This window comes from Tychonema sp. LEGE 07196, from assembly GCF_963890365.1.
Classification (GTDB): Bacteria; Cyanobacteriota; Cyanobacteriia; order Cyanobacteriales; family Microcoleaceae; genus Microcoleus.
The window spans coordinates 1-26079 of record NZ_CAWPRX010000022.1 but is presented as its reverse complement, the minus strand read 5'-3'; the positions used below and the strand labels follow the sequence as shown (position 1 = coordinate 26079).

Below are 26079 nucleotides of genomic sequence, written 5' to 3'. Positions count from 1 at the left end.
TCCAGAAACCGGGTTTCTACGAATTTTTATGTTGAGTAACGATAAACTTAGCAAGAAACCCGGTTTCTTAAGTCTCGGCGAGCAGCCCAGAAACCGGGTTTCTTTGGCTTGATGCGTAAGTCTTAGATAAATCTTCGATAGTTACTATTTCCCAATGCAAAACTTGCTAAATATTCTGTCTAGCACTGATTCTGTCACTTCTTCGCCCGTAACTTCCCCCAAGGCTTGAATTGCTCCGCGCAAATCTATTGTCCAAAAATCTAAAGGCAATTTGTTGCTAATAGTATCCGTGCACTGTTCCAGAGAAATTTTGGCTTTGGTTAAGGCTGCTGCTTGCCGCTGATTGATTGCTAAATCGGAGTTTGCTGCTTGCAAATTTCCCCGGCTGACGGCATCTAAGATGGCTGTTTCTAAGTCTTCTATGCCTCGATCTAGGGCAGCAGATGCGGTAACTGCAGGGTGAATTTCCGAGGAAAAAGGTAGTTCGGGGATGGTTTTTACTAGGTCGATTTTGTTGATGATTATAATTAGCTGGCGGTGCTTTACTTGTTCGTAAATTTCCGAATCGCCCTCTGTCCAACCAGATTCTGCGTCAATTGTCAATAATACTAAATCAGCTTGTTTTGCTGCAGCGCGCGATCGCTCTACGCCAATTTTTTCTACCTTGTCTTCAGTTTCTCGAATGCCGGCAGTATCGAGCACCTGCACCGGAATGCCGCCCACAACTAGCTGCGATTCTACCACATCCCGCGTCGTACCCGGCAAATCTGTGACGATCGCCCGATCGCACTTACTCCACGCATTCAACAAACTCGACTTTCCCACATTCGGCCGCCCGACAATCGCCACTTTCAAACCACTTCTCAACAATTCACCGCGATCTGCCGTCGCCAAAATTGTTGACAGTTCCGCCAAAACATGATTTATTTCCCAGCAAGTTTTAGCTTCATTTAAAGGCGGCAAATCTTCCTCAAAATCAATTCTCGCCTCAATTTCTGCCAGCAAATCCAAACAAGTTGTTCTTAATTTGCGAATTGGCTGCGCTAATTTTCCTTGCAAACCAGCTAAAGCACTTTGTGCAGCAGCGGGAGATTTTGCTCCCACCAAATCTGAAATACTTTCAGCCTGAGTTAAATCGAGCCTCCCGTTCAAAAAAGCCCGCAGCGAAAACTCTCCCGGCTGCGCCAATCTCGCCCCGCTTTCCAAACACAACTGCAAAACTTGTTGAACTGCCATAATCCCGCCGTGACAGTGAAATTCCACCACATCTTCGCGGGTGAAAGAACGCGGCGCTTTCATGATTAACAGCAAAACTTCATCGACTAATTCTTGAGTTTTTGGGTGGCGGATGTGGCCGTAAAGAATGCGGTGAGACTCCCAAATTTGCTTTCCTGGGGCGCGAAACAGAGTTTCCGCAATTTTTAAGGCTGCGGAACCGGAAAGTCGCACAATGGCGACGCTGCCTTGTTGGGGAACTATGGCGGTGGCGATCGCTGCGATCGTTCCTCCTTTTGTTAGTGATTCAGCCATTTTTAATTGCTCTATAGTTCAATAATTATCTCGATCGCCCTATCTGCAATGCCTCGATTATAGAGGCATTTAATTGCTGTATATAGAGATTTTCTAATTCACCCTATCGTCGGATAATTAATCTGCGTTGGAGGGTAGCTATTCGAGTTACTCTAACTTTAGATGATACTCGCAATCCAGTTGCAGGAAATTCTATATCTTCCACATTAAGAGCAAACTCTTAATTATTTAATCTTGCAACATTTTGAGAGGAAATAAAGCATACAGTAACTTCATCAGGAATTGAGATAGCACACAGCACTAAAGCAGGACGCAATTTCATCTGACTCAAGTCAGTAAATGGAAATTGTACTAATACAATATCTCCTTTTTTTAGGATCGCGCAATAGGTTCTCCATCTTCGATCGTATAAATATCAGGTTCGTCCTGCAAAAAATCAAAACAGCCACCGTTTTGAGCAAACTGCATAAGTTCCTGAGTCGAAGGATAAGGGATGTTTTCTAGTAATTTGTCCGTAATCGCTAATTGCTCGTCTGCAGAGAGAGATAAGATAACTTGAATTAGGGAGTCAACCAGTTGTACGTTCATTTTAAGTCATCTGTTGCTCGGTTACTAAATTATACTATAAGTTCACGGTTTGCATCTACAGTCAACCGATACGGGCATCAGACTGGGACTAATCTTAATGCTATAGTCCTCGACGCAGAAATTGGTTTTTTACCGAAATACTGCATCCCGGCTTTTAACACTGCGTCCAGGACTGCTCAAATTCAGACAAGGCTCAAAGTTGCGGCCATAGCCTTTCTTTAAATTGCCAGCACCTGTAGTCCTACTACTGGCGATTTCTTCGGCTGCCTGGCACACCGGAATCAATAGCTAAAAGTTTGACACCACAGTGAGCTATCCTGATTTCATGCGATAATGGAACATTGACAGGGTAGAGGGCAGAGCATGATTGGTCAACTTCTAGACAGACGTTACCGCATCATTAAAGTCACAGACTCAAGTGAGGTGGGAAAAACTTATTTAGCAGCAGATACTCACCGTCCCGGGTATCCGCAATGCACGGTTAGAGAAATGCGGCTTCCCGGCACAAGTTCGCAAACTCCCGAATTAGTCAAAGTTATATTTCAAAGAAACGCAGAAATAATTGAGGAATTGGGTAAACACGACAAAATTCCCGAATTATTGGCGTATTTTGAGGAAAATCAAAGTTTATACTTAATTGAAGAATTTATTGTCGGTTCACCTTTGAGTCAAGAATTGATCGCGGGTGAACCTTGGCAAGAAGATGAAGTAATTACTTTGCTATCATCGATATTAGAAATTTTGGCGTTCATCCATTCCAAGGGCTTTATTCACCGCAGAATTCAACCAGACAGAGTTATCCGGCGCGAGTCAGACGGAAAATTTGTGTTGGTTGACTTTAGCTTAGACAAAGAAATTAACCCGGAACTTATTAATTGTGATTTGTGGGCGCAAACTCCGCCGAAGTCTGTTAAATCGCCTTTGGGAAAAAAACAGGAGTTGGCGGTGCAGGCTTTGTACGTGCCGATCGAGCAATCGCAAGGCAACCCCCACTACAATAGCGACATCTACGCTCTAGGTACGATCGCCCAGCTTGCGGTAACGGGACTCTCACCCAAGGAACTCAGCGCCCTGAGAAACAACAAAAAAGGCGAGATTCCGTGGCACAATCGGGCAACTTGTTCGGCGACTCTAACACGTATTATCGATCGAATGGTGCGCTCCGACAAAGAAGAACGCTATCACGAAGCAGCCGAAGTTTTGGCAGACATCAAACAAATCGCCGTAAAATGGGATGCCCTTCCATCACCAGCCACCATCATCACCAAGCCTAGGAGTAAACCGCCCATCCAGCGCCCTACTAAACTGCTGCTGTTGGCTGCAATAGTCTCCGCTTCGATCTTGACAGCAGTCATCATGTACTTCGGACATATTAAAAGTCCGGCGAGGGCGAAAGAATTCTTCGCCCGCGGCGTGGCTAAGGCACAACAAGGTGACAAAACAGGCGCGATCGCCGATTATACTCAAGCCATCGCCCTCAATGCTGGCGATGCCGAAACTTTCTACAAGCGGGCTAATGCTCGCTACGACATGGGTGCGACAGAGCAAGCAAAGGCAGATTATACGCAAGCAATTAAAGTTAATCCGAACCACACCAAAGCCATCTATAATCGAGGTTTGGCGCGCCTCGACACAGGCGACAAGCGGGGGGCCGTGGAGGATTTTACCCAAGTATTGCGGCTGAGTCCGAGCGACAGTGAGGCATACTCTCAGCGGGGTTTAGTCTACTACGATTTGGCTGACTACCGCACGGCCATTGAAGACTACACTCAAGCAATTCGGCTCACTCCCAACGATGCTGTAGCTTACAGCAATCGGGGTTTAGCTCGATCGGCCTCTGGGGACAAAACTGGAGCAATGGCAGATTTTACCCAAGCGATTCAAATTAGCCCCAAACAAGCTAGCGTTTACTACAGTCGCGGTCGATCGCGCTTTAATCTGGCAGATTATCAAGGAGCGATGGAAGATTATACTAAGGCGATCGAATTGGAACCAGAACAAGCTGATGCTTATACCAATCGGTGCAGCGCTTACTTAAATTTGGCAACCTACGACAAAGCGATTGAAGATTGCACCCGCGCAATTAATCTCGATCCCAAAGATGAAGCAGCTTACAACAACCGCTGCATTGCTTATCTAAATTTAAAACAATTTCAAAAGGCTGCTGAAGATTGCAGTTTGGCGATCGGACTTAACAGCAACAATCCCAAAGCATACAGCAATCGAGGATTAGCTCGATCGGCTTCGGGAGACAAACTCGGGGCTGTGGAAGATTTTACCCGCGCAATTGGGCTCAATCCCAGCGATGCCGTAGCATACAGCAATCGCGGTAGCCTGTACTCAGAACAAAAAAATTACCCTTTAGCGGTTGAGGATTTCGCTCAGTCGCTGCGGCTCAACCCCAACAATGCTACTGCTTTTTACAGCCGGGGCCTCGTGCGCCGCCAACTCAAAGATCGGGCTGGGGCGATCGAAGATTTTCAGAAAGCTGCAACACTGTTTCTAGAACAAGGAAGAGCCGATGGTTTCCAAAACGCACAAGCACAAATAAACGACCCTAAATAAACTATTAGTCAGTAGTCATTAGTCAGTAGTCATTAGTTGGTGGAAATTGGTTAGTTGTTATTGGTTATTGGTTATTGGTTATTGGTTATTGGTTATTGGTTATTGGTTACTTGCTACGAATTTCCAATCCCTCCACAACGCTAGAGCCCAATTCTCAATTCCCAATAACAACTAACAGTTAACAGTCATCAGTCATCAGTCATTAGTTATCAGGAACAACCAACAATGAAGAATGAGGCAGAAAAAAAGAAAAAGGCAAAATCACCAATCAGCAATTCCCAATCACCAACTCCAAATTACCAATTACCCGCGATAAACTCCCAATTTCCAAATCCCAATTACCAATTATCAAATATCGATATGAACATGGTTGGTCAACTTTTAGATAGGCGTTATCGCGTAGTGCAAATTCTCAGTTCAGGAGCTTTTGGACAAACTTATTTAGCTGTCGATACTCGCCGACCTGGCCACCCTCAATGTGTAGTAAAACAACTTCGTCCTCCCAGCAACACTTCCGCAGTTCTCAAAACAGCTTACCGCTTATTTAAACAAGAAGCAGAAATATTAGAAAAGCTAGGAAAACACGATCAAATTCCATTTTTGCTCGCTTATTTTGAAGAAAGCAATCAATTCTACCTGGTAGAAGAGTTTGTGCCAGGACACGCCCTAAATCGGGAAATTGTTGCCGGTCAACCTTGGCGGGAAGAACGGGTGCTGTCGTTGTTGGAAGAAATATTACAACTTCTCGCCTTCGTACACTCTCAGGGAGTGATTCACCGCGACGTTAATCCCTCCAACTTAATCCGCCGCAAACCAGACAGCAAATTAGTTTTAATTGACTTCGGTTCAGTTAAAGAAGTTGCGAATCACGTCATCGATTTCGATACAGAATTTCCGCGCACCATTGCGACGGGGACTCCGGCTTATATGCCGATCGAGCAATTTCAAGGCAACCCCCAATTTAGCAGCGATCTCTATGCCGTAGGGATGATGGCAATCCAAGCTATCACGGGTTTACCCGGTACCGATTTGCCAAAGTTGCAAGATCCGAGTCCTTCTCACACCGGGGAAATTGTTTGGCGCAACCGAGCTCAATGTTCTCCGGGATTGGCAAATATAATTGACAAAATGGTCTGTCACCAATTTGGCAAACGCTATCAATCGGCTGAGGACGTTTTGGCGGCTCTCAGCAAGCTGACGCATCGCCAAGAACCTCATACAGCTCAACAGAAAAGTAGGGCTCCTAATAGTTTACGCTCTGTTGATAGTTTTGCATCACGTTTTGGCCCTCGGTTTTGGTGGCTGATTTTGGCTGGATTCGGGGCAATATCTCTGGTATTTCTGTTGAGTTATTGCAGCCGCCCGAATCCGATTAAAGCTAAGGAATATTACGAACTGGGAGTAGAAAAGTCTCGCAATCAAGATGCGGCGGCAGCTTTGGAAGCTTTCAATAAGTCAATTCAATTAAATCCTAACAATGCTGATAGTTTTTATGTGCGGGGCAATGCTAATTACGATTTAAAAAAATATCAAGAAGCAATTGCCGATTATTCTCAGGCGATCGCCCTAAATCCTAAATATTTTAAGGCTTATTTTAACCGGGGATTAGCCAGGAACGATTTTAACGACAAGCGCGGGGCGATTGAGGATTATACTCAGGTTTTGAAGATCCAGCCCAACGATGTTGATACCTATTATGAAAGAGGAATTACCTATTTAGAACTACAAGATTACAATATGGCTATTCAGGATTTTACTGAAGCAATTCGGTTGCAGCCGAAGCTTGTTAAAGCTTATCATTCGCGGGGGCTGGCTCGCGCCGGGAGCGGAGATTTGCAGGGGGCGATCGGAGATTATACTGAAGCAATTAAACTCGACGCTCAGAATGTTGATGCTTTCTACAGTCGGGGGAGAGCTCGCTTTCACCTTGGAGATTATCAGGGAGCTTTGGCGGATTATTCTCAGGTAATTGCGATCGATCCCAAGAGTGGAGATGCTTACACTAATCGTTGCAGCACGCAGTTGAATTTGGGATCGTATCAAGCGGCGATTGACGATTGCACTCAGGCGATTTCGCTGAGCGATGAAGATGGGGTTCCTTACAACAATCGCTGCATTGCTTATTTAAATTTGAAGGATTATCCGAAAGCAATTGCCGATTGCACCCAAGCGGTGACACTAAATCCGAACAATTATAATGCTTTGAGCAATCGCGGTTTGGCTCACCACGCAGGGGGAGATAGCCAGGGGGCGATCGCAGATTTTACTGCCGCAATCGGCCTCAATCCCAACGATGCGGAAGCTTACGCCAATCGGGCGAAGGTTTACCAGCAGTTAAATAATTACAATAGTGCGATCGGCGATTATGTGCAAGCCATTCGGCTGAATCCGAATTATGCAGCAGCTTACTACGGTAGAGGAATGGTTCGCCGCTCCTTGGGAGACAAAGCAGGAGCAATTAGCGACTTAGAAAAAGCGGGCAAAATCTTTCTCGATCAAGGACTTACCGGCGGTTACAAAGACACACAATTTGAGATTGAAAAAATCAAATAATGTTAGTTCGTAGTAAGGAATTTATTCCTATCTTTTTTGAGGACTAAAGTCCCTACTACGAACCTTTTTTATTCCTGTAAATCAACCTTCGGGATTTTGAATTCGCTCAACCAAATCATAAAAAGGTTGCCAATTATCCTCAAGAGCGATGGGTTCCCAAACAGCCTCAATCGTCGGCCTCAACAGCGATTGTTCGGGATTGTGCTGGCGCAACCTCTGGACCATTTTATCCATATCGTCCGCCGACAAACTTTGCAAAACGTGACAATAAAACTCCCGCCAATGTGCTAACAAATCTGCTGGTTCCGCCTCGCTAAAGATTAGACTAGCATCATCTCGCCAAGTGCGATCGAACTGTCGGCGCAACTCCCAAAAGAAATCGTGATAATCTACTTGAGACTCCGCCAGCATCTTAATTGTCAGCTTCAAAAGCTCATCGCCATCAGCTTCTGGCAAATCCTCAAATCCCAATCTATTCAGCATCAACTTGCGGTAAGCTGCATTATAATAATCGCCAAACTTTGCCAAACCAGCATCCATATCAGCTTGAGGAATTGCCGCTGCTAGCGGTTGCTGGAGCTTCTCTAAATTCCCCTTGCAAATAAACGGTTGATTTCCGTAACAATAAAGACCGTAGTGATCGAAATAAGCTGCTGTAAATTCCGGCTTGTAAGTTGGGATAAAAGCAAAAGGCCCGTAATCAAAACTTTCTCCAGTAATCGACATATTATCAGTATTCAGCACCGCGTGACAAAAACCAGCAGCCATCCACTGAGCGACTAATTCGGCTACACGCTGCACTAATTCTGCATAAAATAGCGCATACTTTTCTTCGGAAGAAGTACCAGAATTGCTTGCTGCTAAATGCAGTTCGGGATAGTAATATTCAATTACAAAATCTAAAAGTTTTTTAGTTAAATCCGGGCGGCGGATATAATGTAGTCTTTCAAAAGTGCCAAAACGGATATGAGAGTGGCTAAAACGAACCATTACGGACGATCGCGTGGGAGAGGGTTCGTCGCCCCGCCACAAAGCATCCCCAGTTTCAACTAAACTAAAACAGCGAGATGTCCGAACTCCCAATCTGTGCAAAGCTTCGGCGGCTAAAACTTCGCGAATTCCCCCTTTGAGAGTGAGTCTACCGTCAGCGTGCCGCGAGTAGGGAGTGCGGCCGGAACCTTTAGTCCCGAAGTCATAAAGTCTGCCGTCAGTACCGCGAACTTGACCGTACAAAAAGCCTCTACCGTCGCCTAAATTCGGGTTGTATTCGTTGAATTGATAGCCGTGGTAGCGGAGTGCGAGAAAGGGACGCACGCAGTGAAATTGACCGAAGGCTTCGATGAAATGTTGGTCGGTTACTTGTGCGGGATCTAAACCCAATACGGGCAATAATTTGTCGTTGCGAAAACGGAGGATGTGTTGGGGGAAATCGGCTGCGGGGACTTCATCAAAATAGTCGCCGCCGAGGGATTCGAGGGCTGGTTCGTAGTTGAGGGAAAGCAAGGGATTTGACATCTTTGTATTTGATTGTTGACTGTTGACTGTTAACTGTTGACTGTTAACTGTTAACTGTTAGCTGTTATTGGTTAGTTGTTATTGACAATTGAGAATTAGAAATTGGAAATTTGTAAGAAATAACCAATAACCAATAACCAATAACCAATAACCAATAACTAACAACTAACAACTAATGACTTTTAACCGCATATTTTCTCCAAGGTTGCTATCAATTTGAGATTGTACTCATCTTCAAAACACGGTTTCTTGTAATCCAAACTCCACATTTCCAAAGCGCAATCGTCCTCGGAGTCGAGCGGTTGAAGCCGCAAGTGAAACTCTCGAACTTCTGGGCGGTGTTCACTTTTGAAATTAGCAATTGCGCCTATTTGCCGCCTGTCTAAAGCTACAGCCAGCCGCAGAAAAGGATGGAGTTTACTAACGATATCTCGGTAGTTCTTGGGGAGGGTTACAAAATTATCATGTTTCTTTTTCGGGGGGCTTTTCCGGTGATAGCGAGCCAAATTAGCAATTACTTCAATCTCTGTTTCAGAGTATCCCAATAACTCACCATTGCGAATTAAATAGTAAGAATGTTTGTGGTGCGCCGAATGACTGACGTACAAACCGCAGTTGTGCAGAATCGCGGCGGCCCACAGCAACTCCCGTTCTTCGGTTCCCCAATTGTGTAAAATTCCTTGGGTTTGGTCGAACAATTTGAGGGAAAATTCTGCGGTTCTTTCGCTTTGTTCTGTATTGACTTGATATTTTTCAGCCATCAGCAGAATGCTGCGCTGGCGGATTGAACCTTGATAGCGCAAGCGGTTTTCTATTAACCCGTGACTCAGCATCCAGTCAACAATGACGCCTTCTCTCAGAGACCGATCGCACACAGTGATCGATTCCATTCCTAATAGTGTCATCGCTTCCTGCAAAATCAAAGCGCCGGCGAGAATAATTTCTGCCCGCTTGTCCGACATTCCCGGAATTGCCAGTCTTTCTGAGTAAGAAAGTTTGCGGAAACGGTTGACTAAATCGCGCAAATCCTTTAGACTTAATTGATAGCCAGTCAACGGACTCGGAACTGTTCCCAGCTTTTCGCGAGCGTTAATGGCTGCTAGAGTTTCGATGGTTCCAGCGGTGCCAATTAAACGCAGAGTTTCGCCAGCCTTGAATTGAGTTCGCAATTCGTCGATCGGTCTTTCGAGCGAAATCCGAATATAAGCTTGCAAATAGGCAAACTCCTCTCTGCTAATCGGGTCAGTTTTAACAAATTCTTTTGTTAAGCGCACAGCACCGATTTTGGTACTGGTGAGACAGCGAGATTCCGAGCTATCTCCTAAAATTAACTCGGTAGAACCGCCCCCAATATCAATAATTACCTGGGACTGATTGTTGAATTCCATACCCGAAAGCACGCCGAGATAAATTCTCCGCGCTTCTTCCTGACCGGAAATTAAGCTAACATTCAGGTCTAATTCGTCAGCAACTCGTTTGAGAAAATCCCGCCCGTTAGGAGCTTCTCGAATCGCACTGGTAGCCACAGCGATAATTTGTTCGGCGTTGAAAGTTTTAGCAATGTCTAGAAAACGGCTCAGAGTGGCGATCGCCCTTTCCATAACCTCAGCCTTTAAACAGCCTGTTTTTGCTTCGGAATCGCCTAACCGAACCGTATCTTTTTCTCTAGCAATAATCGCAAAGGCGGGTAATTTCGGATCGATCCGCGCCACCACCATGTGAAACGAGTTAGTACCCATATCTATAGCAGCAATAATGCGATTTGACTCCGCAGAAGCACTTGAATTAACCATTGGAGTGTATGGGGGTTGACAGATATTATGATTATTTCACGAATCCAGTTAGGCATCCTATGAAATCAGCAAAAATCGGGAATTAGGGCATCGGGCATCGGGTATCGGCCGCGCAGGGCATGGGGACATACATCACTTTGTTGAGAACCGCTATCTTAGGTGATTTTGCCTAAAATTTGATAACATTTAATGTTAAAAATCTAAAATCTAGAATTAAAATGCTTCAAGAGTCCGATCGCCCAACCGAATCCAAATTACTAACCATCATAAAGCTTTTGAGGTGGGACAAACCAGCAGGAAGGCTGATTTTAATGATACCAGCCCTCTGGGCCGTGTTTTTAGCAGCACAGGGTAAGCCACCAGTAGCGTTGGTAGGCGCGATCGTGTTGGGCACCTTAGCCACGAGTGCGGCGGGATGCGCGATCAACGACTTGTGGGATCGCGATATCGATCCCGAAGTCGAAAGAACGCGATCGCGCCCCCTAGCATCCCGCGCCCTCACCGTACAAACAGGAATAGGAGTTGCCTTAATTTCCTTAGCAAGCGCGGCGATTCTCGCCTTTTATCTCAATCCCTTAAGCTTCTGGCTGTGTGTCGCCGCCGTACCAGTAATTATCTGCTATCCCCTAGCAAAAAGAGTCTTTCCAGTACCGCAATTAGTATTATCAATAGCCTGGGGATTTGCAGTTTTAATTAGTTGGAGCGCGGCCGTCAATCAATTAGAAATAGCAACTTGGCTGCTGTGGGGAGCAGTCGTGTTGTGGACGATGGGATTTGACACAGTTTACGCGATGAGCGACAGAGAAGATGATTTGCGTTTGGGTGTGAATTCCAGCGCGATATTTTTCGGGGATAATGCCGCTAATGCTGTGGGTTTTTTCTTTGTTGGAACTGTCGGTTTGTTAGCAGCAATGGGGATTAATTTACATTTGCATATTGGTTTTTGGATCGCAATTTGTGCGGCAGCGATTTTGTGGGTTTTGCAGTACAGTCAACTGCGAAAGGCCGACATTCCGAATCCCGTTTACGGTCAAATTTTCCGCCAAAATGTTTGGGTGGGTTTTGTGATATTGGCGGGGATGATTGTGGGGGAGATTTTTTAATGCAGGACTTACGCACGGCGCGATCGAAGAAACCGGGTTTTTTACCCAATCTGAGGGTTGTAACGGGTATTTTCGTAAAAAACCCGGTTTCTGGGCCCCGTGGTAAGTCCGAACACTGCCATCTCCTACGGGCGATCGCACCCTATATGTAAAGTTATATTACAAAAACAGAAACTTCGCATAAAAACTCCGACGCACTCCAGATAGATAAGTAGCGGCGGAAGTTATGCGAGTTTGCCCCACACCCTGTGTGAAGTTATATTACAAAACGCATAAAAACTCCGACGCACTCCAGATAGATAAATGTCAGCCCAAATTATCGGATTAATCGAGGTGCGCCATGTCTACTACTTCTATCGGCAATCTCAAGGACAACTATTTCTCGATCGACTTTGCGGGCAAAACTGACCCCACAGACACCTATCGTTTCGATCGGCTAAATCCAGGCAGCTTTCGAGTTACCGCTGAAGGATTTAGTTCCGTTGTCGGGATGCAGCTTCTCGACAGTCAGGGAAAAGTCGTCAAAGACATCGAAACCGACGGCACAAATTCCGGCACTTTTAGCATCGATAACTTAGGTGCAACAAATTATGCACTCAAAATTTCTGCACCTTCGCGCGATACAAATTATCAAGTTAGTTTAACACCCGACGGCAAAGTCGATCCGCTCACAGGTTTAGGCGTTACCTCCGGTTTTTTCACAGCCGATTCAACCGGTCAAGTTGGCTTTGACTGGCTGCACGACGGCGGCAATTATCAAGGTGAAGTTGCCGTTTTCAGCGTGCAGGGAATGGAGAATTTCGATCCTCGTTCCGAGGAATTTATCAAAGAATCAGCAAGACGAGCTTTGAGCAATTCTTTATTCGGTCACGTCGTAATTTCTGACCCCATAGAAGGCGCAAATCCGCTATTTAACGGCAGTTTAGGAGAAGAAAATTATAACGGAGGACAGTACAGCGGGCCGAAAACATTTCTCATGAAACCGGGAGAAGCATTTGCGGTGATGCTGGTGCCGAACGGTACCGTGCAAGATGTGTTTAACAATCCCGGTGCTGGCGGTGACAAACGCCCGCTGCTGTCCTTATCCAGCTTGAATCCAGATGATGCTTTTTTGTCGGGTCAAATAGCAGATGTCACTGGCAAAGGTAAGGCATTTGCGATGGAAGATCAGCGGGTTGATACGGGTTCTGATAAAGATTACAACGATTTGGTTTTCAATTTAACAGGTGCGACGGGCAAAGCAGTGTCGATCGACAAAGTTATCGATCCGGCTAAGGATTGGACTAAACTTGATGGCGGCAAAAAACTCATCGATTATGTCGCATCAAAGCAGCCGGTGCAAGAACCGCCGGTTGCTGTAACGCCGCCAGTTGAGACAACTCCGCCGGTTGCTGTAACGCCACCAGTTGAGACAACTCCGCCAGTGGCTGTGGAACCGCCCTCCGCAACAATTCCACCAGTTGAGCCAACTCCGCCAGTGGCTGTGGAACCGCCCTCCGCAACAATTCCACCAGTTGAGCTAGAACCGCCAGTGGCTGTGGAACCGCCCTCCGCAACAATTCCACCAGTTGAGCTAGAACCGCCAGTGGCTGTGGAACCGCCCTCCGCAACAATTCCACCAGTTGAGCCAACTCCGCCCGTGGCTGTGGAACCGCCCTCCGCAACAATTCCACCAGTTGAGCCAACTCCGCCAGTGGCTGTGGAACCGCCGATGGCAACAATTCCACCAGTTGAGCCAACTCCGCCAGTGGCTGTGGAACCGCCGATGGCAACAATTCCACCAGTTGAGCCAACTCCGCCAGTGGCTGTGGAGCCGCCCTCCGCAACAATTCCACCAGTTGAGCCAACTCCGCCAGTGGCTGTGGAACCGCCCTCCGCAACAATTCCACCAGTTGAGCCAACTCCGCCCGTGGCTGTGGAACCGCCCTCCGCAACAATTCCACCAGTTGAGCCAACTCCGCCCGTGGCTGTGGAACCGCCCTCCGCAACAATTCCACCAGTTGAGCAAAAATTGCCTGTAGAACGCCCGATCGCCCTTGCACCCCCGATCGAACCAAAACTACCCGTAGAACCGCCTGCGATCGACTCCGAACCGCCGATTGAAACCGTATTGCCGATTAGTTCGCCTGCAGAAAATCGCGCATTTATCGGCATTTTCGATACTGGATTTGCGCCGAACAATCCCGATTTGGATTACTCTAAAGTGACGATGGGGCGCGATCGCATTGACAAGGACAGCAATCCTTTGTTTACGACTGGCACTGGTAACGAACACGGCACATTTAGCTGGGGTTTAGTGAGTGCGATTCAAGGCAACGACAAAGGCGTTGACGGCTACAACGATAAGGCGAATGTTTATCTAAGTCGGGCAATTGGTTCCGGCGAATGGGATTTAGCTTTAACTGATTTTGTGGGTGAGGCGAAGGCACAAAAGCAAAAGAATGCGATCGCCCTTTTGCCTCTCGATTTAACTCAAAAGAATGCTGACGGAAGCATTACCACTCGTTACGAGTTTACACCCAGAGAACGTGCTGCATTAGAAAATGCGCGTCAGAATGGAGTGCTGTTAGTTGTGGCGGCGGGAAATGACGGCGGTGTGATGTCTGTTTTGGGTCAATCTTCCCAGGAATTTGAGAATATTCTGACGGTTGGTTCATCTGATGGATTTGGGCGATCGGATTATTCCAGCTACGGCTACGGTTTGGATATTTTAGTACCGGGCGGAACAATTGACAATCCAACTTTATCGACTGTTGGCGATGATATTGGTACGATGTCGGGAACTTCTGCATCGGCGGCTAAGGCTGCGGGGATGGCATCTAAGGTTTGGGAGGCTAATCCCGATTTGAATCCTACTCAAATCATTGATATTTTGACTGGAAGTGCGATCGATTTGAAGGAGCCCGGATGGGATCAGGAAACGGGTTTTGGGGTGGTGAATTTCAATAAAGCTGTGGCAATGGCGAAGGATACAAAGCCGCAAAGTTACACGCCTTCACCGTTTATCACGCCTATAACTTGGGATGGAGAAGGGAAAGTTACGCCAATGGAAAGGGCGACGCAAAATTGGAATCAGGTAAAGACATCCGGGCGGACATTTTATCACGGTTCGCTAGATGATTCTAATCCATCAGATGTCTACACTTTTACCGTGAATCAACCGACTCCTTTGCAATTCGGAACACTCAACATAGGCAGTGCAACCCTGAAGGGTAATGGTATTTATTTACAATCTGCTGGCTCTCAACCTGCTAATGCAAATACACTACCAGGGGGTCAATTGCCAGCAGGTACTTACACAGTGACTGTTGATAAGGGAAGTCTCTCTAAGGTAGATTCATACACCTTGAAAATGAATTTTTACCCCAATGCTAATGGTAGTGAGCCATATGTAGAGGTAAATCTGCCAGAGAAACAAACTCAGAATCCGCCATCGCCTCCTGTGTCAAATCCATTTCAGATAGTGGGAGAGATTGGCAAAGAATATCAGAAAATTGGTGGTGAAAGCCGGATGGGTAAACCACTTCAAAATCAGGTTGAACAGATTAGCGGCGTTATCACGCAGGTGTTTGAAAAGGGTTCTATGATTTGGAATGGTAGCAAAGTGGCTACTGTCGATTTTGGAGGGGTTAAGGCTTTCGAGTCTTTTGTTAAAGATGTGTCTTCTCCTGCACCAATTCCTAGCACTTACGTTGATATCTCAAAAAATTGGAAAGCAGAGGTTTATAAGTGGGATCGAGGCAGTGAACTCCAGCCACCCGGAAAGCTAAGCGATGCAACTCCTACATCGAAATTCCTTGGTTCTTTCAATTTAGGCTCCAACAGCAAAAAAGAGCTAAAATTTGATTGGGGTAAGGGTTCTCCTAATGGGAATTCTCAGTTCCCCGCTGACAACTTCGTAATCAAAACCTACACCGACGCGGACTTTGAGGCTAATAAAACGTACAAGTTCAGTGCCAGAGGTGATGACGGATTCCGGTTATTTGCCAGACCCCTTGACAAGCCTGATGCGTGGGAATTAATCACTCCTATCACAGATACATCGATTAATCCAAATACTAGCGGTTGGTGGCAAGAGCAGTACGGCAACCCTAAACAGTACGAATTCAAATCCAAAGAGAGCGGTAAGTATCGTGTTGTTGCCCTTTTCTATGACCGAGATTTAAATGCTAATTTCGACCTATCTTGGAAGGATGTAGCGCCACCAGTTTCTCCAGGGAGTTACTATCCTCAATTCTCAAAAGATGATAGTTGGTGGGATGCTCAAACAGGGGATAATATCCGATTTGATGGAAACCAAAGTAATGGAGAAAGTACGGTTGAAATTAAACAAATTTACGCCGAGCTTTCGACATCAATCTTGGGCAGTCAGCGACAAATGAATGCAGGATACTTGTATGACCAAAGTTACTACAATCGTTTCGGAAAGTGGCATTCAGGAATTGATTTTAAGGCTAAAGCAGGAGATCCGGTAAAAGCTGCGGTAGATGGGAAAATTGTTTGGACAGATGACACAAAATCATCAAGCAACGGCTACTTCATTGCTGTTGAAGATAAGAATGGTAAGGTATGGGTCTATGGCCATTTACAAAGTCTAGGTAAGCGGAACCCAGGCGACCAGGTAAAAGTTGGAGATCAAATTGGTACAGTAGGGAGTCAACTGGGAAGCAATGCACACTTTCATCTAGCGGTTGGAACTAAAAATGGTTCTGTAAGCGCAAATGCGGATCAAAATCTAGTCAGAAAAGCAACAATGAGTCCTCTTGAGGCATATTGGCTGTGGAAGAATAGCTAGTTGATTCTTACTAATTCTTGTCGGCGCTCGTTCTTTATCAAACAAGAACGATCACCCTCTGCTAACTCTCACCAACAATAAAAGCGCTCGCCCTTTTTCCCCTATCAAAAAAGAGCGCTCGCCCTCGATATGAAATGAAGTCGCGCTCGCCCTTTCTCTGTCAAATCCAGAAGGCCGATCGCCCATAATTCATCAATCATGGCGATCGCCCTTTCTTTTTGAAGAGCGATCGCCCTTTTTCAACTATTTTTCAACTATCCGAATTGAATCAACTCATAAGTCATGCTATAATTTGCTTATACATTAATTTCACGATCGATACCCTTGGATTATAACTTTGATTGGAATATAGCCAAAGAAAAGCAAAATATTCGCAAGCATCAATTAAACTTTCGTTTAGCTTCAACTATTTTCCGCGATTCTTATCAATTAACAATCTATGATGAAGAACACAGTCAAGATGAAGACAGATGGATTACGATAGGTTTAGATGAAACAGGCATTGTCAGGCTTGTTGTTCATACCTTTGAACAAACTGATAGCTCCTCCTGCATCATTCGGATTATTTCCGCTCGGAAAGCTACTTTCACTGAAACACAAACTTATCAACAGAGAAAATTATGAAATCTGAGTATGATTTTGCTAAAGCAGAACAAGGCAAGTTTTACAATCCTGATGCTACGTTTCATTATCCGATTTATCTCGAAGCTGATGTCGAGCAGTTTGTGACTAAAATTGCTGAACATAAAAATATTGATGTTCAAGTTTTGGTCAATGAATGGCTGAGGAATAACATTAAATTAATTCAAAGTATTGAGTAGGAAGGAATGAGGAATGGCTTGTGGGTGTTTGTCAAGCTTGTCCTGACGGTAGGAAGGATCTCACAAGCGGTCAAAAAAGCGCGATCGCTCTTTATTTGAAATGAACTCGCGATCGCCTTCCATCGTAGGGACACGGCACTGCCGTCTCCTTACCAGGGGCTCGGAGGACACGGCAGTGCCGTGTCCCTACCGGGCAATTAAGAAAGCCGATCGCCCATAATTCATCCAACGATCGAGATTCCTTCCTGCATCCGCGTTAATCTGCGTCCATCTGCGGTCAAAAAAGATCGAGATCCCTTTCTAATAATTCAGAAGGGATCTCGCTCAATTATTACCTATAATTCCAATCAATCCCTCTTTCAAAGACTGGATATCTACATCTTGAAGCCTGCCCAATTTTTTGAGTATCAGTTGCTTCTCAATTGTCGTAATCACAGGCTTAATCATAGAAGCTTTTAGAAGCCCAGCCCCTCGCCAATCTGTGATGACAATATCACACACTTTCGGACTACTGCCAACTTGGCTAGTTATACCCATCAGAATGCGATCGGGATATTCTGCATTATAAACGTCAGAACTAATCACAACTGCTGGACGTTTTTTATTTGTAGTTTGATCGGTAAAAGGAAACGGAACTAAAACCACATCACCAAAATTATAACTCGTCATACTCCGCGTCCTCTGGGTTATCCCAAATTTTAGCAAAGGCTGCTTCTGAGAGTTTAGTCGCAGCATAAACGAGAAGACGAGCTTCACTTCGCGTTAATAGGAAGTCGATAAAATCTTCTAATACCGTGATTTTATCTGGCGGTAAACTGCGGATTTTTTCCATCAGCTTTGTTTCAGGGTTTTGGGCGACACTCATGTTAGATCCTACTTTTTTTAATTAAAAACTAGCATATATTTGATATTTCGTCAATCGCTAGTTATCAAACAATTAGTCAAACAACCCTTAGCACTCAGTTAATAAGTACCGAAAAGAGCGAGATCCCTTACCTTTTGAAGAGTCAGATCCCTCGATCGGTCAGATTCAGAAAGGATCTCGCTTTTGCTAAATTTATGATACAATTACTCATCAGTTACAGCTAGACTTGCCCACTTCTTTTGACATAAAGGAGTAAAGCCCGTGAAAACAGAAGAATTACTGCAAAGAAAAGGGATTATTCACCGCGATCCAGAAATTATGAGCGGTGTCCCCGTATTTGTCGGAACTCGCGTTCCCTTAAAGACTTTTTTCGACTACCTGGAAGGTGAAAGCGGTTTCGCAGAATTTATTAATGATTTTCCTTACCTAGAAAGTCAGGCAATTAAAGTGCTAGAAAATCTCACTAAGATGATGCTCTCGCTAGAAAGTGATTCAAATGCTTATATTGCTTGATGAAAATCTCTTGAGTCAAAAACTGAAGCAGCCTTTCTTAGACGAGGGTCATTCAATCAGCAATGTTTATGACATGGGGTGGAGAGGGCTAAAAGACAGGGAAATTCTGGATAGATCCGAGAATCATCCTTTTGAGGTTTTTATCACGGCTGATAAAAATCTTCCCTATCAACAAAATCTAGCAAGTTATGTTATTAGAATTGTGGTCTTAGATTCTAGCAGTACGAGACCAGACATCTTGTACCTTTGATGAGACAAGTTAGCACTATGATATCGTCCCTGTCAGCAGGTTCGGCAATTCGCATTAATGATGCTGGGGATGTTGTTTCCATTAGTCTTTGAGCGATCCCTTTCTCAGGATAATCCAGAAAGGCGATCGCTTCTACTTGCCGGAGGAAAAGTGATTCTATGACAACCGATCTCGCACTCAACCTCAAAACCTTTTTAGAAGACTTAAAAAGTGCCGATTTAGTAGGGGTTTCACTTCGCCCTCAAAATCTTGGCTTGCGTTTAGACTTCACCTTTGGCCCCGAAGTGGGAGATGTAGCGATCGAGTTCGATCGCATTCTTCACCTAGTGATTTCTCGCCCCATCAATTCCGATGATGAAAATTACTGTTTTTGGGTAGGAGAAGTCGAACTGAAAAAGCTTGAAGAAAATGCTGAAACTTTCTTATCTTCCATGTCCTATCCTTTCAATTTTTCTGCTAATTTAGATTTATCTGCTTTGAGTTATTTTCGGTTAGAAGGGGATATTTTTATTGAAATAATTTGCGAATATTATAAGATTTTTCAGGAAGTGAAAAATTAATGTCTATTTTTTAATCTTTCTCAATCAATCATGGCGAGATCCCTTTTTCACCCAAATCCAAAAAGCCGCCCATAATTCATCAAAAAATCGATATTCTTTCTGACATCCGCGTTAATCTGCGTCCATCTGCGGTAAAAAAAGATGGAGATCCCTTTCTAACAATTCAGAAGGGATCTCGCCCGTTTTATAATCATGAAGGGATCTCGCTCTCTCAGTATTCCCGCACCCTAAACCCAACTTCCATGAACTATCTCATCAGGTAACATCCTAACTGTCACAGATGTTCTTAATTTCCTTGTCAGTGGAATCGATAAAATCACCCTCGAAACAGAACTTACTGCTTCGGGTTGGATATCCACTCCAGCTAGAGGAGGATCAAAAAGCGGTGCGGGTACAATTTGGACAAGCCCAAACACTCAATACAGTGTCAGAATTATGACTCAACCTGATGCTTCATCCTATGCTCGCGTTTACAATGGCCCAGGAGGTGGCGCACCCGCAGAACAACCCCTAAACGCATCAGGAAAACCCGGAAGTCGTGGAGACACACACTTTATTCTGCTCCCTTAACCCCATTTATTTATCAGACTATGAACTTTGAAGAAATTTGGCAACAATACGATTTTACCGAATCAGAACTGCTATCGATGGGGTGGCAATTTCCCTATGATTATGTCCTCAATCTCAACTACTATTGGCAACTCAATTCAACTAATTCTACTTCTGAAGTTGCTACCAATGACCAATTTTTCAACATTATTCTCAAAACCTGCATTCGACTGGATGTACAACTCAACCCCAATTCTGATGAGTTAAAGGAAAAACCTGCGAACCTCGGTACAATCGTCGGCTGGGAGCAAGTTACTCCCTCTCCTTGGTTAGAAAATCTATCCCTTTCTCCTAATGAGTGGCTGCATCTGTTATTTGAAATTGGTGGAAATAATAAAATTGAAGCTGTTTGTCGATCGCTAGTTGTCGAACAATTGGTCAAACAACCCTTAGCACTCAGTTCATAAGTACCAAAAATACCGATCGCCTCGCAATCTATTGATTATTATTTAAAAATTTTGAAAATTACAAAGCAAACACGATTCTGAGAGCTCGATCGATTTTTAGTAAAACCTCTGGCTCAAGTTCACCTCGGATATCCACCAAGCGAAAAAAATAATCTATAGGCCGCGTTTGCAAACAATCTGCAATAGATTTTTTTGGTTAATCCATTTGCTTCTGAAACTTCAATCTCCACATTACTTTTAATCTTGGCTTTTTTTTCACTCCAAGCAGTAATTGGAACAACCTGGATTACAGGAACTCGCTCATTATAAGTATTGTTGGTCACAACAACACAAGGTCTAATTTTCCCCGTTTCAGAACCCTTCGTTGGATCGAGATTAACTTCAATAATTAAACCGCGTTTTAATTTTATAGCTTCAGCCATTCTTCTAAACCTAATTCCGTCAATTCTTGCAAGTCTGTATCTTCTGCATAAACTTCTGCATAGAGCATCGCAGATTCTTTCAACTGCTCCGTTTCTAACGCTATTTACAACCGTTGAGTCGCTATTCTAACTAATTCACTAGCATCTTTAAATCCATAGTTTTGACAGAGTTCTAAAAATTTTATCTGAGATTCATCTAGTTTAAATGTTTGCTCTTTCATAGGAAAAATACTAGGAAAATTAGGGAAGTTAGTTGTGTTAAAAATATTTTGAATAAACCACTATTTATATGATAACATACATTCGCAGATAGCGCCAAAAAACTAGCAAGTATTAATAACACCCTATTTACTCTAAAACCATGAAAAAAACTATCATTGGCATCATGGGCCCAGGCGAAAGTGCCACATCAACCGACTTAGAAAACGCCTATCAACTCGGACAACTCATCGCCGAAGCTGGATGGATATTGCTAACTGGCGGTAGAAATGTCGGCGTGATGGATGCCGCCAACAAAGGTGCAAAATCAGCTAACGGTTTAACAATCGGCATCCTTCCGGAAAACGATACTCGCGGCATTTCCGAAGCTGTGGATATTGCCATTGTCACCGATATGGGAAACGCCAGAAATAACATTAATATTCTTTCTTCAGATGTGATAATTGCCTGCGGTACGGGCGCGGGTACCGCTTCGGAAATTGCCCTCGCCATCAAAGCTCACAAGCAAGTTATCTTGTTAAACGACAGCGCCGAAAGTCAACTTTTCTTTAAAGATTTAGGCAAAAATAACATTTTTGTGGTACACAATGCTGTAGAGGCTATGAATCAAGCTCGCGAAATCCTAGCAAATCCCAGATGAAATTCAAGATGAAAGTAAGCAAATTCAACTTTTGTGCGATCGCAATTTTCCTAACTCTGGGGATTTTCGGCAGTACCAAAGCAGACGGAGGAATTGCACAGTTAAGCTTCAGCAACCAATCCACTCAAACTTTAGCACAAACCCTCCCTCCACCTCCTGCCGCACAGCCTGTTACCGAACCAGAAGCGCCCCCGATTCTTAGCGAATCCGCGCCGGATCAAATAGCTTTAGCAACCCATTTGCAGACTATCAAAGCTAAAATGTACGGTGCTTACTGGTGTCCTCACTGTCACACGCAACAAGAACTTTTCGGCAAACAAGCATTTACCGCGATTACTTACATTGAGTGCGATCCCAGGGGAAAAAATGCTCAACCGGATTTGTGCAAAGCTGCGAAGATTCAAGCTTATCCCACTTGGGAAATTCGGGGCAAATATTACACCGGCAGGCAATCTTTGGAAAAACTTGCTCTTTTATCCGGTTATAAAGGCAGCAGCAATTTTGTGCCACAACTTCCTTCTCCTTAAATATATCTAAATTAGTGGGCGATCGCACTCGCCCACTAAAAAACCGGGTTTTTGAACCGAGATTGAGGGTTTTGGGCAATTATTTTGCTTAAAAACCCGGTTTCTCGCCGCCCCTGCGTCTAGGAGTAGAACTGTAATACCATTTTTCTAAAGATGTGGTATAGATGAAGTTTTAGCTCCCCCCGAAATCGCGGGGGGGTTGGGGGGGCTAATATCTAGCGCTACTTTATGAAATTGGTATAAGGTGCGGAAACCGCTAAAAATATGACTTTTATGAATCAAACTTCTGAATAATATGAATTGACGCGAGAGCAAGCTGGTTATTTAATTGTAATTAGGCGGACATATCTATTTATTTTTTTGATTGGCACTTATTCAGGAGACTGAAACGATGCAATTACAATCTAGGAAAAAACAAATAATTTTTACCAGTTTGCTGTGCTTCTCGGCAATTGTATTTCCCCTAACGAGTCAAGCTATAACAGTACAAGAAGTACCGAATCCTCGCCAAAATCACACTTGGGTAACAGATAAAGCGAATATTCTCAGTGACAGCACAGAAACTCAGCTAAATCAGATGATTGCAGAGTTAGAGGCAAAAAATGGCTCGGAAATTGCTGTTGTGACAGTGCCTGATACTAAACCATCTGCGACACCCAAGGCATTTGCTACAGAATTATTTAACTTTTGGAGAATTGGCAAGAAAGGTAAAAATAACGGAGTTTTATTGTTGATTTCGTCGGGTGAACGCCGCGTTCAAATTGAAACAGGTTCTGGCCTTCAAAGCATTTTACCCGATGCACGGGTAGTGAGAATTATCAAAACCGAAATTACGCCCAGATTTAAACAGCAGGACTTTGACGGGGGTACATTGGCGGGGACAACGGCGTTAGTTAATGTTTTACAAACTCCGATCGCAAATGTGCAATCTCAAACTGCGCTGCCTTTAGCTCCAATCGTACCATCTCAAGAGGTGAAACTGTCGCCAATACCAAGTCAATCGCCAGTTATTAGCAGCAGTACATCTACAGGTGAAGATACGTCTAATCTAATCTACGGCTTGCTTGCGTTGTTATTCATAGCATTCATAGCATTTATAACCTTCTTTATACCTTGCTTCTTTATCTTCAAGATATTTCGCAGCTTATTTTCTGGGAAATCTGCTTTCTCCTCCCACCGCCGTTATCCGCGCTACAGCAGCAACAATCGCAATTACAGCAGTAGTCACAACTATTGCGGTGGGGCTGGCTACAACATTATTAATATCAGCAGTGATGATTGCGGTGGCTACTACAGCACCAACAGCAGCGACTACAGTATTAGCAACAGCGACTGCGGGGGTAGCTTTGGCGGTGGCGAATCCACCGGTGGCGGTGCCGGTGCCGATTACAGTAGCGACTGCGGGAGTAGCTTTGGCGGTGGCGAATCCACCGGTGCCGATTACAGTAGCGACTGCGGGGGTAGCTTTGGCGGTGGCGAATCCACCGGTGGCGGTGCCGGTGCCGATTACAGCAGCAGCGACTGCGGGAGTAGCTTTGGCGGTGGCGAATCCACCGGTGGCGGTGCCGGTGCCGATTACAGTAGCAGCAGTAGCAGCGACTACAGCAGCAGCAGCGACTCCAGTAGTGGCGGTGGCGGTGGGGATTGGTAATTTGGGAATGGAGGCATAAACCGAGTTTTGTTTAACATAAATTAGTCCCCGTCTGCAGGGACTTTGTTTGTGAAGTTACGGTTTCCACCGTCCCACTCGCCAGGGGTTAGTTAACTAAAGTAGTCTTCAACTATTTTTAAAATCCGGGAGGCTGCTAAGCCGTCGCCAAAGGGATTAATTGCCATTGCCATTGCGTCGTAAGCGGCAGAATCACTCAGCAATTCTGTGGCTTCTGCGGTAATTGTATCAGGATTTGTACCGACAAGTTTAGCGGTTCCGGCGGCAATTGCTTCGGGTCTTTCTGTGGTTTCTCGCAATACTAAAACAGGCTTGCCCAAACTCGGTGCTTCTTCTTGCAAGCCGCCGGAATCTGTGAGGATTAAATGACTCCTCTGCATGGCTCCTACTAATTCGGCGTAGTCCAACGGTTCGGTTAAAAAGATTCTTGGATGGTCGCCTAAAAGAGATTTTAAAGGTTCCCGAACGGTGGGATTTTTGTGCAGTGGTAAAAGTAAGGCTGTGTCGGGAAATTTATCTAAGATTTGGATGAATGCTCGCGCAATTCCTGCTAAGGGTTTTCCCCAATTTTCGCGGCGGTGGACTGTTGCTAAAATGGTGCGATGTTTGCTCCAATCTAGGTTGGGAATTTTGCATTCTGGTTCGCGTTTGGCGACGGATAACAAAGCGTCGATTACTGTGTTGCCTGTACGGTGAATTTCTCCTAAAACGCCCGATCGCCCTAAATTCTCTGCAGCCAGCGCTGTTGGGGCAAAATGCAGCCTTGTGAGCTGAGATATCAACCGCCTGTTAGCTTCTTCGGGATAGGGATTGAACAAATCGTCGGTTCGCAATCCGGCTTCTACGTGACCGACTGGTATTTTCTGGTAAAATGCAGCTAAAGCTGCTGCAAATGCTGTTGTTGTATCGCCCTGCACTAATACGATTTCTGGCTGCAATTCCTTAAAGCAAGCTTCTAAACCCTGCAAGCTGCGGGATGTAATGTCGGTTAGGGTTTGCTGGTGCTGCATAATTGCTAAATCGCGATCGGCTTTCAGGTCGAACATTTGCATTACTTGCTCGACCATTTCTCGGTGCTGACCGGTTAAAATTACTTGGGTGTCAAAGATTGGTGAATTTTTGAACAGTTGAATTACAGCGGCTAGTTTGATCGCTTCCGGGCGAGTTCCTAGGACGATACAAACGCGGTGTGTGGCTTCGGGCATGGTAAAATTGGGTAGTTGAGATTTGTGCAGCTCTTAAAGGCTGAATATTTTATAGCAGGTTTGAATCGTTGGTGAATAAGATTTATTTTTTTCATGAACCGCAGAGGGCGCAGAGGGCGCAGAGGAGAGAAGAGAGATAGAAGGTGTTTTTTTGGAAGTTATATTGTTTTTGGTGGCACTATTTGTACATTTTTAGTTTTTAATTGGTCATGCCCTATCGCTACATTCTATTTTACAAACCTTACGATGTTTTAACTCAGTTTACTGACAATTCCAGCGAGACTAAACGGAGTACCCTGAAAGATTATATTCCGATTCCTGATGTTTATGCAGTGGGAAGGCTCGATCGCGATAGCGAAGGTTTGTTGCTGTTAACGGATGACGGACAAATGCAGCACCGCCTCAGCGATCCAAAATTCGCTCATCCTCGCACTTACTTGGTTCAGGTGGAACGGGTTCCAGATGCAGCCGCGATCGCCCTTTTGCAAACTGGTGTCACAATTCAAGATTATCGGACTCGATCGGCAAAAGTGCAATTATTATCAGCAGAACCCCAATTACCGCCGCGCCAGCCCCCGATTCGATTTCGCAAAAACATTCCCACAGCTTGGCTGGAAATGACTCTCACAGAAGGCCGCAACCGCCAAGTGCGCCGGATGACCGCAGCAGTAGGGTTTCCGACGCTGCGGCTGGTGAGAAGTGCGATCGGGCATTTGCAACTAAATGACTTGAAACCCGGTGAATGGCGCGAATTAACTCAAGCTGATTTGAGATTTGAGATTTGAGCTTGCAGAATTACAGTCAACAGTCAACCGTCAACCGTCAACAATCAACAGTCAACAGTCAAATTTACCCCCCGCAAGTCCCCCCTTGTTAAGGGGAAAAACAAGAATAATCTTGCTCCCTCCCCGCGGGAGGGGAGGGTTGGGG

The 26079-nt window shown here is 44.9% G+C and carries 23 protein-coding genes; 15 read left to right on the top strand and 8 right to left on the bottom strand.

Annotated features, from left to right (window positions below; all coding sequences use genetic code 11):
* Positions 1-144: 144 nt before the first annotated feature.
* Both mnmE and AACV78_RS03220 read right to left on the bottom strand, forming a co-directional pair.
* The gene (gene mnmE / locus AACV78_RS03225) at positions 145-1530 is read right to left on the bottom strand and encodes a tRNA uridine-5-carboxymethylaminomethyl(34) synthesis GTPase MnmE (RefSeq protein ID WP_194010613.1); all 1386 of its coding nucleotides are present in this window, start codon (positions 1528-1530) and stop codon (positions 145-147) included.
* A 372-nt stretch (positions 1531-1902) separates the two neighbouring features.
* Positions 1903-2118, bottom strand: a complete 216-nt coding sequence (locus tag AACV78_RS03220) for a hypothetical protein (RefSeq protein ID WP_194010614.1) — start codon at positions 2116-2118, stop codon at positions 1903-1905.
* Positions 2119-2481: 363 nt separating this feature from the next.
* Between AACV78_RS03220 and AACV78_RS03215 the strand changes: the two genes are divergently transcribed.
* Both AACV78_RS03215 and AACV78_RS03210 read left to right on the top strand, forming a co-directional pair.
* Positions 2482-4683, top strand: coding sequence for a tetratricopeptide repeat protein (locus AACV78_RS03215; protein ID WP_194010615.1), 2202 nt, complete (start codon positions 2482-2484; stop codon positions 4681-4683).
* Positions 4684-5049: 366 nt separating this feature from the next.
* Entirely contained in the window at positions 5050-7236 is a 2187-nt protein-coding gene (locus AACV78_RS03210; RefSeq protein ID WP_228042583.1) for a serine/threonine-protein kinase, read from the top strand.
* Positions 7237-7317: 81 nt separating this feature from the next.
* Here AACV78_RS03210 and AACV78_RS03205 read toward each other — a convergent pair whose 3' ends face one another.
* Positions 7318-8751 carry a protein adenylyltransferase SelO gene (locus AACV78_RS03205; RefSeq protein ID WP_194010617.1) on the bottom strand — a complete coding sequence of 478 codons (1434 nt, stop codon included), beginning with the start codon at positions 8749-8751 and terminating at the stop codon, positions 7318-7320.
* A 182-nt stretch (positions 8752-8933) separates the two neighbouring features.
* Positions 8934-10544, bottom strand: coding sequence for a Ppx/GppA phosphatase family protein (locus AACV78_RS03200; RefSeq protein WP_194010618.1), 1611 nt, complete (start codon positions 10542-10544; stop codon positions 8934-8936).
* 218 nt (positions 10545-10762) lie between these two features.
* Here AACV78_RS03200 and AACV78_RS03195 point away from each other — a divergent pair, with 218 nt between their 5' ends.
* The 5 genes from AACV78_RS03195 (at position 10763) to AACV78_RS03175 (ending at position 17263) form a co-directional block, all read left to right on the top strand.
* Positions 10763-11647 carry a 4-hydroxybenzoate solanesyltransferase gene (locus AACV78_RS03195; protein WP_194010619.1) on the top strand — a complete coding sequence of 295 codons (885 nt, stop codon included), beginning with the start codon at positions 10763-10765 and terminating at the stop codon, positions 11645-11647.
* On the top strand, positions 11647-11799 hold the full coding sequence (locus AACV78_RS03190; RefSeq protein WP_194010620.1) for a hypothetical protein: 153 nt from the start codon (positions 11647-11649) through the stop codon (positions 11797-11799). The genes AACV78_RS03195 and AACV78_RS03190 overlap by 1 nt, the downstream gene beginning before the upstream one ends.
* Positions 11800-11987: 188 nt before the next feature.
* Positions 11988-16442 (top strand): S8 family serine peptidase, encoded by a 4455-nt coding sequence (locus AACV78_RS03185; protein WP_194074377.1) that lies wholly within the window; start codon positions 11988-11990, stop codon positions 16440-16442.
* 324 nt (positions 16443-16766) lie between these two features.
* On the top strand, positions 16767-17066 hold the full coding sequence (locus AACV78_RS03180; RefSeq protein ID WP_194010622.1) for a BrnT family toxin: 300 nt from the start codon (positions 16767-16769) through the stop codon (positions 17064-17066).
* Positions 17063-17263 (top strand): hypothetical protein, encoded by a 201-nt coding sequence (locus AACV78_RS03175; protein ID WP_194010623.1) that lies wholly within the window; start codon positions 17063-17065, stop codon positions 17261-17263. Before AACV78_RS03180 ends, AACV78_RS03175 begins: the two co-directional genes overlap by 4 nt.
* 324 nt (positions 17264-17587) lie before the next feature.
* Here the strand turns inward: AACV78_RS03175 and AACV78_RS03170 are convergent, their stop codons facing one another.
* Positions 17588-17932 (bottom strand): type II toxin-antitoxin system PemK/MazF family toxin, encoded by a 345-nt coding sequence (locus AACV78_RS03170; protein WP_194010624.1) that lies wholly within the window; start codon positions 17930-17932, stop codon positions 17588-17590.
* The gene (locus AACV78_RS03165) at positions 17919-18128 is read right to left on the bottom strand and encodes a toxin-antitoxin system, antitoxin component, Xre family protein (RefSeq protein WP_194010625.1); all 210 of its coding nucleotides are present in this window, start codon (positions 18126-18128) and stop codon (positions 17919-17921) included. The genes AACV78_RS03170 and AACV78_RS03165 overlap by 14 nt, the downstream gene beginning before the upstream one ends.
* Before the next feature lie 261 nt (positions 18129-18389).
* On the opposite strand from AACV78_RS03165, the gene AACV78_RS03160 reads away from it, so the two are divergent.
* The 4 genes from AACV78_RS03160 to AACV78_RS03145 all read left to right on the top strand — a co-directional run bounded on the left by AACV78_RS03160 (position 18390) and on the right by AACV78_RS03145 (position 20467).
* The gene (locus AACV78_RS03160; RefSeq protein ID WP_194010626.1) at positions 18390-18641 is read left to right on the top strand and encodes a DUF433 domain-containing protein; all 252 of its coding nucleotides are present in this window, start codon (positions 18390-18392) and stop codon (positions 18639-18641) included.
* Positions 18625-18891: a DUF5615 family PIN-like protein gene (locus AACV78_RS03155; protein ID WP_228042580.1), complete on the top strand. Its 267-nt coding sequence runs from the start codon at positions 18625-18627 to the stop codon at positions 18889-18891. The genes AACV78_RS03160 and AACV78_RS03155 overlap by 17 nt, the downstream gene beginning before the upstream one ends.
* A gap of 158 nt (positions 18892-19049) precedes the next feature.
* Positions 19050-19451, top strand: coding sequence for a hypothetical protein (locus AACV78_RS03150; RefSeq protein WP_194010627.1), 402 nt, complete (start codon positions 19050-19052; stop codon positions 19449-19451).
* A 590-nt stretch (positions 19452-20041) separates the two neighbouring features.
* Positions 20042-20467 carry a hypothetical protein gene (locus AACV78_RS03145; RefSeq protein WP_194010628.1) on the top strand — a complete coding sequence of 142 codons (426 nt, stop codon included), beginning with the start codon at positions 20042-20044 and terminating at the stop codon, positions 20465-20467.
* A 119-nt stretch (positions 20468-20586) separates the two neighbouring features.
* Here the strand turns inward: AACV78_RS03145 and AACV78_RS03140 are convergent, their stop codons facing one another.
* Positions 20587-20889 carry a type II toxin-antitoxin system PemK/MazF family toxin gene (locus AACV78_RS03140; RefSeq protein WP_228042579.1) on the bottom strand — a complete coding sequence of 101 codons (303 nt, stop codon included), beginning with the start codon at positions 20887-20889 and terminating at the stop codon, positions 20587-20589.
* Between the two features lie 361 nt (positions 20890-21250).
* On the opposite strand from AACV78_RS03140, the gene AACV78_RS03135 reads away from it, so the two are divergent.
* From AACV78_RS03135 to AACV78_RS03125, 3 genes are all read left to right on the top strand, one after another.
* Complete coding sequence (locus tag AACV78_RS03135; RefSeq protein WP_194010629.1) at positions 21251-21748, top strand: TIGR00725 family protein; 498 nt, start codon at positions 21251-21253, stop codon at positions 21746-21748.
* Positions 21749-21756: 8 nt separating this feature from the next.
* On the top strand, positions 21757-22275 hold the full coding sequence (locus AACV78_RS03130; protein ID WP_228042578.1) for a hypothetical protein: 519 nt from the start codon (positions 21757-21759) through the stop codon (positions 22273-22275).
* Between the two features lie 391 nt (positions 22276-22666).
* Positions 22667-23926, top strand: coding sequence for a TPM domain-containing protein (locus tag AACV78_RS03125; RefSeq protein ID WP_194013088.1), 1260 nt, complete (start codon positions 22667-22669; stop codon positions 23924-23926).
* A 110-nt stretch (positions 23927-24036) separates the two neighbouring features.
* Here AACV78_RS03125 and wecB read toward each other — a convergent pair whose 3' ends face one another.
* Entirely contained in the window at positions 24037-25149 is a 1113-nt protein-coding gene (wecB, locus tag AACV78_RS03120) for a non-hydrolyzing UDP-N-acetylglucosamine 2-epimerase (protein ID WP_194013089.1), read from the bottom strand.
* A 209-nt stretch (positions 25150-25358) separates the two neighbouring features.
* On the opposite strand from wecB, the gene AACV78_RS03115 reads away from it, so the two are divergent.
* Positions 25359-25934 carry a pseudouridine synthase gene (locus tag AACV78_RS03115; protein WP_194013090.1) on the top strand — a complete coding sequence of 192 codons (576 nt, stop codon included), beginning with the start codon at positions 25359-25361 and terminating at the stop codon, positions 25932-25934.
* Positions 25935-26079: the final 145 nt, after the last annotated feature.